The sequence below is a fragment of the Phenylobacterium sp. genome (assembly GCF_031425575.1).
Lineage (GTDB): Bacteria > Pseudomonadota > Alphaproteobacteria > Caulobacterales > Caulobacteraceae > Phenylobacterium.
In genome coordinates this window covers 16,162-28,905 of the sequence record NZ_JANPJP010000061.1, presented here as the reverse complement: position 1 = coordinate 28,905, position 12,744 = coordinate 16,162, and the positions used below count along the sequence as shown (strand labels likewise).

The following is a 12,744-nucleotide window of genomic DNA, read 5'->3' as shown; positions in this document are numbered from 1 at the left end:
GCGGTGATCAACAGCCAGGGCATCATGCAGTCGCCGGTGGTGCGCGAGCACGCCGGCATCGCCGAGGATCAGGTGATCCTGAAGTCCGTCGCGCTGGGCTGGCCCGATGACGACTTCCCCGCCAATGCGGTGGTGTCGGAGCGCAAGGCCGTCGAAGAGGCCACCGTCTTCGTGGGCTTCAACGACTAGGAGCGGGTGCGCAGGCCGCCGCGACCGGATAGAGAACCGGGATGTTGCGGATTTCGGAACTCAAGCTGCCCCTCGACCATGAGGCCGGCGCCCTGCCGGCGGCGATCGCCGCGCGACTCGGCGTGCCGCAGGGCGAGATCCTGCGCTGGTCGGTGTGGAAGCGGGCCCACGACGCGCGCAAGAAGGCGGCGATCCTCAAGGTCTATATCGTCGACGTCGAGCTGAGGGACGAGGCCGCCGTGGCGGCGCGGCTGGCGGGCGACCCGCACCTGCGGCCGACCCCGGATACCTCCTACAGGCTTGTGGCCAAGGCGCCGGAGGGCGCGGTGCGGCCCGTGGTGATCGGCGCGGGGCCGTGCGGCCTGTTCGCCGGGCTGATTCTGGCGGAGATGGGATTCTGTCCCATCATCCTGGATCGCGGCAAGGCCGTCCGTGAGCGGACGAAAGACACCTGGGGTCTGTGGCGGCGCGGCGAGCTGGACCCCGAGTCCAATGTCCAGTTCGGCGAGGGCGGGGCCGGCACCTTCTCCGACGGCAAGCTCTATAGCCAGGTCAAGGACTCGCGCTTCCTGGGCCGCAAGGTGCTGACCGAGTTCGTGGAGGCCGGGGCGCCCCCGGAGATCCTCACCGAGGCCCACCCCCACATCGGCACCTTCCGCCTGGTGACCATGGTGGAGGCCATGCGCGCCAAGATCGAGGCCCTGGGCGGAGAGTACCGGTTCGGCCATCAGGTCACCGACGTGGAGATCGAGCCGGGGCCTGGGGGCGCACGGCGTTTAAGGGGCCTGCACCTGAAGGGCGGGGCGTTCGTCGCCGCCGAGCATGTTGTGCTGGCGGTCGGCCACTCGTCCCGCGACACCTTCACCATGCTGCACGACCGCGGCGTTCACATCGAGGCCAAGCCGTTCTCCATCGGTTTCCGCATCGAGCATCCGCAGTCCTGGATCGACAAGGCGCTGTTCGGGCCCTGCGCCGGCCACCCGGACCTGGGCGCGGCGTCCTATTCGTTGTCTCATCACTGCACGAACGGCCGCACGGTCTACAGCTTCTGCATGTGCCCGGGGGGGACGGTGGTGGCGGCGACCTCGGAGCCCGGCCGCGTGGTCACCAACGGCATGAGCCAGTATTCGCGCAACGAGCGGAACGCCAATTCCGGGTTCGTGGTGGGGATCGACCCTTCGGACTACGGGAGCGACCATCCCCTGGCCGGCATCGCCCTGCAAGGGACGCTGGAGAGCGCGGCCTTCGCGGCCGGCGGCGGCGGCTATCACGCCCCGGGGCAGACGGTGGGGGACTTCCTGGCGGGGCGGGGCTCTACCGCCCTGGGGAGCGTGGTTCCCTCCTACAAGCCCGGCGTGCGGCCCACCGATCTCGCGGCCCTGATGCCCGACTATGTGGTGGAGGCGATGCGCGAGGCCCTGCCGGTCTTCGGCCGCAGGATCCCGCGCTATGACGATCCCGAAGCTGTGCTGACCGGGGTGGAGACCCGTACTTCCTCGCCGATCCGCATCACCCGGGGCGCCGATTTCCAGAGCCTGAACCTGGCGGGACTGTTCCCGGCGGGCGAGGGGGCGGGCTACGCCGGCGGCATCCTTTCGGCGGCCATCGACGGCATCAAGGTGGCCGAGGCGGTGGCCCGCGCGATGGTGGGGGAGGCCGTGGCCTAGCCACACCCCGCTCATCCCGGCGAAGGCCGGGACCTAGACTCATCCAGAGCCGTCCGAGGTGACCCACCGTTCGTGTGGTTCGTGTGGTTCGTGGACAATCTGATCGGTCTTGGCGGTGTCACGGCTGGAAGGCTTGGAACCACGAACCACACGAACCACACGAACCACACGAACGGCGGGTCCTGACCGGAGGCCAGAGGTGGATCTGGGTCCCGGACTTGGCTGCTTCGCGCCGCCCTTCGGGTCGCCGGGATGAGCGTGTTAGGAACCCTAACCCAGCAGGAAATCGCCCGGCGGCGCGGCAGCATGGCTCGTCGACACCACCACGTCAGGCTGTTCGGCTGGGGCAGGAGGGAGCGCGCCACGGCCCAGGAGGTGGCCCGCCAGCCCCGCCGCGCCCGTCCCGGCCACCGTCAGGAAGCCGTCGCCCTGGTTGTCGCCATCGACGTCGATCTCGACGCGGAAGCCGGGGAGGGGCGGCGTTAGATGGCCGGGGAAGTTGAAGCCCCGCAGGCCGCTCAGCACGTCGTCCTGGATCGTGGCGCTGATCACATTGACCACCTGACCATTGGCGCCCACCAGCCGGTCGCTGGCGGTGAAGTCGAGGATGACGCCGAAATCGTGCTGCTGCGGCGGTGTCTCGGGCGCCTTGGCGACCTCGAGGACGAAGGTGTCGTCCCCCGTGCCGCCGATGGCCACAACCTGGGCGCCGAGGTGGATCTGGTCGTTTCCGTCGCCGCCTTCCAGCAGGTCGGCCTGGCCCGGGCCCGCGCCGCCGCCCGACAGGGTGTCGTCCCCGGCGCCGCCCACCAGGCGGTCAGACCCGCCACCGCCGCTCAGGCTGTCGTCGCCGGCGCCGCCCATGATCACGTTGGCGCCCTCGGCGTCCTGGAGGAGGTCCGCCTGGGCTTGGGCCGCCAGGACCGGGGGCTCGGCCGCCGGGCCGCCCACGCCGGTGGGGGCCGGCTTGATCTCGCCAGTGGGCGCCCGGGCCCCCGGGGCCTCCTCGGCGACGGCGAGCGTCGCGCGGTCCCCAGGCGCGGTGTCGTCGGCGGGGGCGGCCAGGCGTTCGAAGCGCTGGTGGTCCTCGGCGGCGGCCGGCGCGGCCAGGACGGCGGTGGCGAAGGCGGCCAGAGCCGCGGCGCCGGTGTCATGGGCTGCGGACTCGGGCGTCTCTTGGGCCTGTGCGGTCATCTCGAAGAAGGCGGCGGCCACCACCAGGGCGATGACGCTCTGGGCCTGGCGGGCGGCCATGGGCACCACCACCTCGCCCTGACCGTCGCGCCAGTCGGCGCCCAGCAGGCGGTCGACGGCGGTCCATAGGGTGTCGTCCTCCTCCACCACGTCGGCGGCGGCGTCATGGATGACGAACTGGCCGTTGATGCGGGCGACGTGGACCAGGACTTCGTCGAATTCGTCGGTGATCACACACCAGGGGTCACCGGCGTCGGTGGCGCCATAGACCACGCGCACGTGGATGCCGTCCGCCGCCAGCCGGTCGGCCAGCTCCGACAGCCGCGCGCGCTCACCGGCGGACCAGCCGCCGGTCTCGGCGCGGGGCGTGAAGGGGACGATGTTGCTCATCGGGGCGGGGCTGTCCTTCAGGTTCCGAAGGCGCGCTGGGCGTCGGGGAAGATCTGCGCGGCGTCCCCGAACAGCAGCCGGTTCAGCTCAGGCTCGTAATAGGCGAGCAGGGTGCGGGCGAAGTGGGCGGGATCCAGGCCGACGGCCAGGGCCCAGGCCCCCTGCATCTCGATGGGAACTCGGCCAAGGCCGCTCTCCACCTGCGAAACGAAGGTGTAGTAGCGCATGCCCACCCGCTCGGCCAACTCGGCCTGGGTCAGGCCCGCGGCCTCGCGCCCGGCCTTCAGCCAGCGTCCCGCCGCCTGCCGCAGGCTCTTGGTGGCGGCGGCGCGGATGGGATCAACCGCGGGTCTGGGCATTGGATCTCAACTCCTGAGCTACGCCATCTTGCGGCCACAATCGGACCGATATACAGTTCTTACGCAACACATTCTTACACGACGCATAACGCCTCGTCGCCGACCATAGACATCACCCGCGCCTTCGTCCTCATCTTTCGGATATCCCATGTCGCTTCGTCACCTCCTGCTCGCCGCGGCCTCCCCCCTGTGCCTGGTCGCCGCGCCCGCCTGGGCCGAGACCGCAATCTCCACGGCGGTGACCACGCCGTTGGCCACGGCGACGGCGGCCAGCGGCGCGCGGGACGACGTGAAGGTCACCTCGGCGGGGTCCATCAAGGTCACCAGCGGCGCGGCCCTGACCCTGAACAGCAACAACAACGTCACCCACGAGGGGACCCTCTCGATCTCGGACGCCAGCAACGCCACCGGCCTGGCGATCGTCGGCGGCAATACCGGGGCGGTGAAGCTGTCGGGCTCCATCACCGTCGACGAGACCGCCGAGATCAAAGACACCGACACCGACGGCGACAATGATGGGCCGTTCGCCGTCGGCTCCAACCGGGTCGGCGTGCGGGTCACCGGGCCCGGCACCTTCCATGGCTCCATCACCCAGACTGCGGGCGCGATCACCGTGGAGGGCAACGATTCAGCCGGCGTCGCGCTGGAGAGCGCCATCGACGGATCCCTGCAGACCGCGGGGATCCTCTCGGTGATTGGCGACCGTTCCTATGGGCTGCACGCCCTGGGCACGGTCGGTGGCGACGTGGTGGTGACCGGGAGCGTCACCACCCAAGGCAAGGACTCCGTGGGCGTGGCCCTGGAGGACAATGTCGGCGGCAAGCTCTCCATCAACGCCGCGGTTGGAGCCTCGGGCTTCCGGTCCACGACGCGGGGGACCGACGCGGTGGTGGCCAAGCTGGACGCCGACGACCTGCTGATCGGCGGGCCGGCGGTGCGGGTGCGCGGCGACCTGTTCGGCGGGATGCTGATCGGGTCATCCGGCTCGGCCAGCGCCTATGGCTCAGCGCCCGGCGTGCTGATCGGCTCGGACACGCGCAATGTCCGGCTCGGCGTGCTGGGGACCGGCGCGGACGCGTTCGGCTTCATGAACAAGGGCACAGTGCAGGGCGCGGGCGTCTATGACGGGATCAACGCGGTGGGCTTGAAGTTCGGTGGCCTGGGGCGGACGGTGACCGTGGACGGCGGGGTCTGGAACTCCGGTTCGATCCTGGCCACCGGGGTGAAGGCCAGCGCCTCGGCCTTCTGGATGGGGGCCGGCGCCCAGAGCGCCAACCTCACCAACGCCGGGGTGATCAAGGCCACCACCGTGGCCAAGGACGCCAACGACATCGCGGCGATCCGCGTCGACGCCGGGGCCTCGCTGCCCTACCTGGCCAACAGCGGCTCCATCAACGCCCTCGTCAATGGCTCAAAGGCCTCGGCCACCGCCGTGCTGGACGCCTCGGGGTCGCTGCGCAACATAGAGAACATCCATTCGGTGGTCGCCACGGTGACCGCCACCGACACCACCCTCCCGGTGACCGGTCGCGCCATCGCCTTCGACCTGGGGGCCAATATCGCCGGCGTGGTGCTGCGCCAGTACGCCAACAGCGACACCGCCATCACGCCGACCATCGCCGGCGACGTGCTGTTCGGCTCGGGCGCGGGGCGGCTGGAGCTGCTGGCGGGCGTGCTGAAGGGGGCGGTGGCCTTCGGTTCGGGCGCCGACAGCCTGGTGATCAATGGCGGCGCCAAGCTGACCGGGGCGCTCACCGACGCTGGCGGTGGGCTCACCATCGACATCGTCAAGGGCCGGCTGACCGACACCAGCACGGCGGCGGTCAACCTCACCAGCCTGAACCTGGGCGCGGCCGGCGAGCTGGTGTTCACCGCCGATCCCAAGGCCGCCAAGTCCACCCTGTTCAACGTCTCGGGCGCCGCGACGCTCGCCACCGGCTCCAAGATCGGCCTGACCTTCGCCTCCAAGCTGGAGGCGCCGGCCAGCTTCACCCTGATCAAGGCGGCCTCGCTCACCACCGGGACCCTGGACCAGAGTCTGCTGGGCGACACGCCCTTCCTTTACAAGGCCACCCTGCGGGTGGACGCGCCCACCACCAGCCTAGTGGCCGAGGTGCGCCGCCGCACCGCCGCCGAGGCGGGCATGACCGCCTCGGAAAGCGCGGCCTATGACGCGGTGTTCGCCGCCTTCGACAAGGACACCGCCGTCCGCGACGCCCTGCTTTCCAAGACTACGCAGGCCGGCTTCCAGAAGCTTTACGACCAGTTCCTGCCCGACCACTCGGGGGGGCTTTTCGAGACCCTGGCGGCGGCCTCCGACGTCGCGGGCCGAGGCCCCGACGCCGACGCCTCCATGAGCGACGCGGGCGGGGGCTTGAGAGCCTGGACCCAGGAGATCGCGGTGATGATCAAGCGCGACGTGGACCGCTCCACCGCCTACGACGCCGGCGGTTTCGGGATCGCGGCCGGGATCGAGGCCCCCGACACCGTGCTCGGCGCCCTTGGCATGCAGACCAGCTTCCTCAATGTCGACGTGGACGAGGCCGGCGCCGTGGGCTCGGAATCGCTGTCGGGCATGGTGCTGTCGGCGGGGGTCTACTGGCGCGAGAGCCTCGGCGACCTGACCCTGGGGGCCGGGATCACCGGCGGCTACGCCGCGATGAACAGCCGGCGGGTGCTCAGCGAGTCCGGCCTCACCCGGACTGCGGAGTCCGACTGGAAGGGCGCCACGGTCGCGGCCCACGCCCACCTGAATTGGAACCTGGAGGGCGAGACCTTTTACGCCCGGCCCCAGGCCACCCTGGACTACTTCCTGCTGAAGGAGGACGACCGCACCGAGACCGGCGGCGGCGAGGCCATGAACCTGGCCCTCGACGAGCGCTCGTCCAGCCAGATCGCCGCCTTCGCCGGGGTCAGCGTCGGCGCCAGATTCGGCCTGAAGGGGGACTTCCGCTGGGGTCCTGAACTCACCGCCGGCTGGCGCCAGGTCTCCGGAGATGGGGCGGACGCCACCACGGCCCGCTTCGTCAGCGGCGGACCAGCCTTCACCATCGCCGCCCCGGAGCTCTCTGGCGGGGGTGCGGTCGTTCGTTTGGCCCTCCGCGGCCAGAGCGACTATGTCGACTTCGCGCTGGAAGGCGGCGGAGAGGTTCGCGACGACTACGAGGCCTACGACGCCCGCATCGTCGCCCGCCTGGTGTTCTAAGGCGCGCCTATGACCCACCTGGCCGGAGGACTTCTGGCGCTCGCCGCCGTCCTCGTCTGCATTGCCCGGCATACCGCCGGAAAGCCGCCGCTGTGGCGCTCCAAGCTGGCCTTCGTGGGCGCGGTGTCATGCCTGATCGCTGGCGGCGTCCTGGTGGCCCTGGACCCCGCCGCCCTAGGCGAGACCCCGGTCGTGATCGTCGCGGTCCTGTGCCTGTTCGAGGGCGGCATGGCCTTGATCAGCCTGATGGCGGCGGCCGGCGCGCGCCAGCCAAGGTGGCTCGCCTGAGCCGCCCGCAAGTTCCCCCCCGGACCCTCATCCCACACCGTGTGGGACCCGGACGCCCCCTAGCGTTCCGGGCCCTGGCTTTCGCCGGGGTGAGCGGGGGCGCTATTTCGCAAACAGCTCGCCGTTGCGCACCGCGGGGTTGGCCTCGGCCTCCCCCTTGCGGCTGAGCAGGAAGAGCGCGGTCTCGGAGCGCCAGTTCTCAAGGGCGCGCGTCGGGTCGATGGACCGTGCGGGCTTGCCGGCGTTCAGGGCCGAACAGGCCTCGATGCGCAGGTCCAGGTCGTCGCAGAGCGCGGTGAAGTCGTGCAGGGTGCAAAGGTGGATGTTGGGGGTCGACCACCAGGGCTCCGGCAGGGCCTTGGTCTCGGGCATGCGCCCCTTGACCATCAGTGACCAGCGCACGCGCCACTGGCCGAAATTGGGCAGGGACACCACCGCCCGGTCGGCGATGCGCAGCAGCTCGTTCAGCACGTGCCTGGGCTCGCGCATCTGCTGCAGGGTCTTGGACAGGATGGCGTAGTCGAAGGCCCGGGTGGGGAAGTGATCGAGGTCGCGGTCGCCGTCCCCCTGCACCACGGCCAGACCGCGCGCCAGGCAGGCCGAGACGCCCTGGCTGGAGATCTCCAGCCCCTGGCCATCGACCGCCTTTTCCCGGGTCAGCAGCTCCAGCAGTTCGCCTTCGCCGCAGCCGACGTCCAGGACCCGCGAGCCGGGGCGCACCAGGCGGAGGATCTCCTTGAAGTCCTCGCGGGTCGTCCTCACGCCAGGCCCCGCTTCTCGGCGGCCGAGGCCAGGAACCCGCGCAGGGCTGAGTCCAGGGCCGGCTCCTCCAGAAAGATGGCGTCGTGGCCCTTGTCGGTGGTGATCTCGGCGAAACTGGCGCGACAGCCGGCGGCGTTCAGGGCGCGCACGATGTCGCGGCTTTCGGCGGTGGCGTAGAGCCAGTCCGAGGAGAAGGATAGCACGCAGAAGCGCACACTTCGGGCCCGCAGGAAGGCGTTGGCCAGCACCCCGCCGTGGCTGGCCGCCAGGTCGAAATAGTCCAGCGCCCGGGTGATGTAGAGATAGGAGTTGGCGTCGAAGCGGTCGACGAAGCTGGCCCCCTGGTGGCGCAGATAGCTCTCCACCTGGAAGTCGGCGTCGAAGCCCCAGGACAGGCCGTCCCGCTGCAGCTCGCGGCCGAACTTCCGCTGCAGGGCGGTCTCCGAGAGGTAGGTGATGTGGGCGGCCATGCGCGCCACGGCCAGGCCCTTCTCCGGGCGCACGCCCTCGAGTTCATAGGCGCCGCCGCGCCAGTCGGGGTCAGCCATGATCGCCTGCCGGCCCACCTCGTGGAAGGCGATGTTCTGGGCCGAGTGGCGGGCGGCGGCGGCGACCACGATGGCCGAGAACAGTCGCTCGGGATAGTCGGCCGCCCATTGCAGGACCTGCATGCCGCCCATGGAGGTGCCCACGACGGAGAACAGGGTTTCGATCCCGAAGGACTCCACCAGCATGGCCTGGGCGCGGACCATGTCGGCGATGGTGATCATCGGGAAGGCCAGGCCGTAGGGCTTGCCGGTCCTGGGATCCAGGGAGGCGGGCCCGGTGGAGCCCATGCAACCGCCGATGACATTGGGGCAGATGATGAAGTGGCGCTCGGGATCCAGGGGCAGTCCGGGCCCCACCACGGTCGTCCACCAGCCGGGCTTGCCGGTCACTGGATGGGTGGAGGCCACGTACTGGTCGCCGGTCAGGGCGTGGCAGATCAGCACGGCGTTGGACTTGTCGGCGTTCAGGGTCCCGTAGGTGCGGTAGGCCATCTCCAGGGGGGCCAGGACCGCGCCGGAATCCAGGCGCAACGGACGGTCGGCCGGCGACCTCCAGGTCCCGCCGTCGGTGGGGGTGGCGAGGGTGGCGTGGCCGACGTCGCTCATGGCCCGCTTGGACCGCCAACCTCTTTCGCTGTCAACCGCTTCGCGTCGGCGGCGAGGCCCGCTATGAACCGAGGTGACTCCCACGCATGGGTGGGGCGACGGAGAGACCATGGACCGGCTGATCCTCCTGCGGCACGGCGAGGCCGAGCGCGACGCCCCCAGCGGCGACGATTTCGACCGTCGGCTGGCGACGCGCGGGATCGCGGCGTCCACCGCCATGGCCGCGACCCTGGCCGACCTGGGCTTCTGTCCCGACGTAGTGCTGGTCTCGGCCGCCGCCCGGACGCGGGACACCTGGGAGGCGGTCTGCAAGGCCTTCCCAAGGGCGCAGGTGCGTTTCGAGGACAGCCTTTACCTGGCCGAGCCGGACCGCGTCCGGTCGCTGGCCAAGGCGGCCGGCGCAGCCTGCGGCACGGTGATGGTGGTGGGGCACAATCCGGGCCTGCAGGACCTCACCGTCCAGATGCTGAGGGACGGCGGGGCGCCCCCGGCCCTGATCGCCAAGGCGCAGAACGGTTTCCCCACGGCGGCGGCGGCGGTCTTCCTCTTCGACCACGCCGGACGCCCGTCTTATGACGGCCTGTTTTTCCCACGGCGGTGAGCGATGACCCGCATCTACAAGATCCTCTCCCGCGCCGAGTGGGCGGCGGCCGAGAGCGCCGGAAGCTTCCTGGGCTCTGCGGTCGATCTGGCCGACGGCTTCATCCATTTCTCCACGGCCGCCCAGGCCGGCGAGACCGCGCGGCGCTACTTCAAGGACCTGACCGGCCTGGTGGTGCTCGAGGTGGAGGGCGACGACCTGGGGCCGGCGCTGCGGTGGGAGCCGTCGCGGGGCGGGGATTTGTTTCCGCACCTTTATAACGTGCTGACCCCCGCCCAGGTGCGGTCGGTGACGGATGCGCCCCTGGGGCCCGACGGCGTGCCGATCCTGGGAGACCTCGCGTGATCCACGACCTGGCCGCCCGCGCCCTGCATGTGCTGGATCCCGAAGACGCCCACGGCGTCACGATCAAGGGCCTGGCCATGGGCCTGGGTCCCCGCGCGGGCCGCGATGACCCCATCCTGGCGACGACGGTGGCGGGGCTGTCCCTGCCCAACTGCGTCGGCCTTGCGCCCGGCTTCGACAAGAACGCCCAGGTCTTCGGCCCCATGCTGGCGGCGGGCTTCGGCTTCGTGGAGTGCGGCACGGTCACGCCGCTCGCCCAGGCGGGCAACCCGCGTCCGCGCCTGTTCCGGCTGACGGAGGACCAGGCGGTGATCAACCGCATGGGCTTCAACAACGAGGGCCTCGAGCCCTTCGCGGCCCGGCTGGCGCGGCGGGGTCCCGGGGTGATCGGGGCCAATATCGGCGCCAACAAGGACGCACAGGACCGCATCGGCGACTATGTGACCGGCCTGGCGCGCCTGTGGGGCCTGGCCTCCTATTTCACCATCAACATCTCCTCGCCCAATACGCCGGGCCTGCGCGCCCTGCAGACCAAGGCGGCCTTGGAGGAACTGCTGGGGCGGCTGGCCGAAACCCGCGACCGGCTGCCGGCGGAGGGCCGCGTCCCCATGTTCCTGAAGGTCGCGCCCGACCTGGAGGCCGGCGAGGTCGAGGCGATCGTGGAGACGGTGATCGCCAATGGGCTGGCGGGCGTCATCGTCTCCAACACCACCATCGGCCGCCCGGACCTGCGCTCGCCTCATGCCGGCGAGACCGGCGGGCTATCGGGCGCGCCGCTCAAGGCCCTGGCCCAGCAGATGATGGGGGAGTTCCACGCCGCCGCCGCGGGCCGCCTCGTCCTGATCGGCGCGGGGGGTATCGCCTCGGGCGCCGACGCCTATGCCCGCATCCGGGCCGGCGCCGCCGCGGTGCAGCTCTATTCGGCCCTGGTGTTCGGCGGGCCGGGGCTGGTTCAGCGGATCAAGGCCGACCTGGCCCGTCGCCTGCGGGCCGACGGCTTCGCCAGTGTGGCCGCCGCCGTGGGCGCAGACGGCCAGATTCGCGCATGAGGCGAACAGACGTCGCGTTGCCGAAAGCCCCACGGTGAAGTAGGGGGAAGGTTCATGGCGGACGCCCCTCAGCCTCAGGCGCCCCCGAGGCGAACCAGACGGCGGTTCTTCTGGCCGGGCGGCCTCTCCGCGCGTCTGCTGATCCTCACCGTGCTGTTCGTGGCCACCGCCGGGGCCCTGGCCCTGCCGCTGGCCCTGGCTTCCTTCGAAGAGCAGTGGCTGCTGGACCGGGTCCGCGCCGCCGAACTGGCCACTATCGCCCCCGACGTCGCCCCCGACCGGGTGGTGAGCGAGGCGCTGGCCGCCCAGCTGCTGGAGGGCGCCGGAGTGCAGCGGGTGGCGATCCAGACCGAGGGCATGCGCCGCCTGGTGCTGCAGGGGCCCAAGCTGGAGCGGGCGCCCTATCTCGTGGACCTGCGCGACCAGGCCCCGATCTCCTGGCTGGCGGCGCCCTTCCAGACGCTGCTGGGGGGCGGTGAGGGCCGCATGGTCCGGGTGATCGCCGAACCGCGCATCCGTAAGGCCGACTTCATCGAGATCGTCGCCCCCGACGCCGTGCTGAAGCGCGAGCTGACCCGCTATCTCTGGCAGCTGCTGCTGATCATGGCCTTCGTGGCCACGATGGCCGGTATCCTGGTCTATCTGTCCCTGGCCTTCTTCCTGGTGCGTCCGATGCAGCGCATCACCAACGCCATGGAGCGGTTCCGCGCGGACCCAGACGATCCGGCCTCGCACCTCGATCCGTCCGGGCGCCGCGACGAGATCGGCCGCGCCGAGGTGGAGCTGGACCTGATGCAGGCCGACCTGCGGGTGGCGCTCAACTCCCGCGCCCGCCTGGCGGCCTTGGGGGAGGCGGTGGCCAAGATCAACCACGACCTGCGCAACATGCTCACCAGCGCCCAGATCGCCTCTGAGCGGCTGGCGGCGTCCCGCGATCCCAAGGTGGCCCAGGCCCTGCCGCGCCTGGAGCGCGCCCTGGACCGCGCCGTGAAGCTGGCCACCGACGTCCTGGTCTATGGCAAGACCCAGGAGGCGGCGCCCGACATCGGCGCCCTGCTGTTCGCCCCGGCCCTGGAGATGGCGGCGGAGGAGGCGCGTCTGTCTAACGACGGCGTGCGCCTGGAAACGGAGATCGATCCCGCCGACCAGGTCATCGCCGATCCCGACCAGCTGCACCGCATCGTCGCCAACCTGCTACGCAACGCCCGCGAGGCCATCGAGGCGCAGGACGGCCGCGCCTCGCCCGGCGTGGTCACCGTCTCCCTGAGCCAGGCCGAGGGCGCGACCCTCATCCGCTTCTCCGACAATGGTCCAGGCGTGTCCAAGCGCGCCCAGGAAAAGATCTTCCAGCCCTTCGCCGGATCAAGCCGGCCCGGTGGGGCGGGGCTAGGCCTGGCCATCGCCCGCGAGCTGGCCCAGGGGCACGGCGGGGACCTGATCCTCGCCGAGACCGGGGACGTGGGCTCGGTGTTCGAGCTGCGCCTGCCTGGCGCGCCTCCTCAGCTGAAGACCAAGCGGGTGAGGGTGAAGGGGTCCTGATC

General features: G+C 70.8%; 11 protein-coding genes and 1 pseudogene. 8 read left to right on the top strand and 4 right to left on the bottom strand.

Going from position 1 to position 12,744, the window contains the following annotated elements; genetic code table 11:
• Positions 1-189 (top strand): annotated as a pseudogene (locus tag RMO97_RS03645) (nitroreductase); the annotation flags it as partial.
• Positions 190-230: 41 nt separating this feature from the next.
• A complete protein-coding gene (locus RMO97_RS03640; protein WP_310539183.1) occupies positions 231-1,856 on the top strand; it encodes an FAD-dependent protein in 1,626 nt (541 codons plus the stop codon).
• 270 nt (positions 1,857-2,126) lie between these two features.
• Here RMO97_RS03640 and RMO97_RS03635 read toward each other — a convergent pair whose 3' ends face one another.
• Both RMO97_RS03635 and RMO97_RS03630 read right to left on the bottom strand, forming a co-directional pair.
• Positions 2,127-3,440, bottom strand: coding sequence for a hypothetical protein (locus RMO97_RS03635; protein WP_310539182.1), 1,314 nt, complete (start codon positions 3,438-3,440; stop codon positions 2,127-2,129).
• A gap of 17 nt (positions 3,441-3,457) precedes the next feature.
• Positions 3,458-3,799: a helix-turn-helix transcriptional regulator gene (locus tag RMO97_RS03630; RefSeq protein WP_310539181.1), complete on the bottom strand. Its 342-nt coding sequence runs from the start codon at positions 3,797-3,799 to the stop codon at positions 3,458-3,460.
• A gap of 148 nt (positions 3,800-3,947) precedes the next feature.
• Between RMO97_RS03630 and RMO97_RS03625 the strand changes: the two genes are divergently transcribed.
• Positions 3,948-7,004, top strand: coding sequence for an autotransporter outer membrane beta-barrel domain-containing protein (locus RMO97_RS03625; protein WP_310539180.1), 3,057 nt, complete (start codon positions 3,948-3,950; stop codon positions 7,002-7,004).
• A 9-nt stretch (positions 7,005-7,013) separates the two neighbouring features.
• Positions 7,014-7,292, top strand: coding sequence for a hypothetical protein (locus tag RMO97_RS03620; RefSeq protein WP_310539179.1), 279 nt, complete (start codon positions 7,014-7,016; stop codon positions 7,290-7,292).
• Between the two features lie 102 nt (positions 7,293-7,394).
• Here the strand turns inward: RMO97_RS03620 and metW are convergent, their stop codons facing one another.
• The gene (gene metW / locus RMO97_RS03615) at positions 7,395-8,054 is read right to left on the bottom strand and encodes a methionine biosynthesis protein MetW (protein ID WP_310539178.1); all 660 of its coding nucleotides are present in this window, start codon (positions 8,052-8,054) and stop codon (positions 7,395-7,397) included.
• Positions 8,051-9,208, bottom strand: a complete 1,158-nt coding sequence (locus tag RMO97_RS03610) for a homoserine O-acetyltransferase (protein WP_310539177.1) — start codon at positions 9,206-9,208, stop codon at positions 8,051-8,053. Before RMO97_RS03610 ends, metW begins: the two co-directional genes overlap by 4 nt.
• Positions 9,209-9,317: 109 nt before the next feature.
• On the opposite strand from RMO97_RS03610, the gene RMO97_RS03605 reads away from it, so the two are divergent.
• The 4 genes from RMO97_RS03605 to RMO97_RS03590 are packed head-to-tail and all read left to right on the top strand — an operon-like array spanning position 9,318 to position 12,742.
• Complete coding sequence (locus tag RMO97_RS03605) at positions 9,318-9,809, top strand: histidine phosphatase family protein (RefSeq protein WP_310539176.1); 492 nt, start codon at positions 9,318-9,320, stop codon at positions 9,807-9,809.
• Positions 9,810-9,812: 3 nt separating this feature from the next.
• The gene (locus tag RMO97_RS03600) at positions 9,813-10,154 is read left to right on the top strand and encodes a DUF952 domain-containing protein (protein WP_310539175.1); all 342 of its coding nucleotides are present in this window, start codon (positions 9,813-9,815) and stop codon (positions 10,152-10,154) included.
• Positions 10,151-11,203 carry a quinone-dependent dihydroorotate dehydrogenase gene (locus tag RMO97_RS03595; RefSeq protein ID WP_310539174.1) on the top strand — a complete coding sequence of 351 codons (1,053 nt, stop codon included), beginning with the start codon at positions 10,151-10,153 and terminating at the stop codon, positions 11,201-11,203. Before RMO97_RS03600 ends, RMO97_RS03595 begins: the two co-directional genes overlap by 4 nt.
• A 54-nt stretch (positions 11,204-11,257) precedes the next feature.
• Positions 11,258-12,742, top strand: coding sequence for a HAMP domain-containing sensor histidine kinase (locus tag RMO97_RS03590; protein ID WP_310539173.1), 1,485 nt, complete (start codon positions 11,258-11,260; stop codon positions 12,740-12,742).
• Positions 12,743-12,744: the final 2 nt, after the last annotated feature.

Bases quoted from the DNA above. Each gene is read 5' to 3' on its own strand.
- RMO97_RS03640 (WP_310539183.1), top strand. From the start codon at position 231: ATGTTGCGGATTTCGGAACTCAAGCTGCCCCTCGACCATGAGGCCGGC.
- RMO97_RS03635 (WP_310539182.1), bottom strand. From the start codon at position 3,440: ATGAGCAACATCGTCCCCTTCACGCCCCGCGCCGAGACCGGCGGCTGG.
- RMO97_RS03630 (WP_310539181.1), bottom strand. From the start codon at position 3,799: ATGCCCAGACCCGCGGTTGATCCCATCCGCGCCGCCGCCACCAAGAGC.
- RMO97_RS03625 (WP_310539180.1), top strand. From the start codon at position 3,948: ATGTCGCTTCGTCACCTCCTGCTCGCCGCGGCCTCCCCCCTGTGCCTG.
- RMO97_RS03620 (WP_310539179.1), top strand. From the start codon at position 7,014: ATGACCCACCTGGCCGGAGGACTTCTGGCGCTCGCCGCCGTCCTCGTC.
- RMO97_RS03610 (WP_310539177.1), bottom strand. From the start codon at position 9,208: ATGAGCGACGTCGGCCACGCCACCCTCGCCACCCCCACCGACGGCGGG.
- RMO97_RS03605 (WP_310539176.1), top strand. From the start codon at position 9,318: ATGGACCGGCTGATCCTCCTGCGGCACGGCGAGGCCGAGCGCGACGCC.
- RMO97_RS03600 (WP_310539175.1), top strand. From the start codon at position 9,813: ATGACCCGCATCTACAAGATCCTCTCCCGCGCCGAGTGGGCGGCGGCC.
- RMO97_RS03590 (WP_310539173.1), top strand. From the start codon at position 11,258: ATGGCGGACGCCCCTCAGCCTCAGGCGCCCCCGAGGCGAACCAGACGG.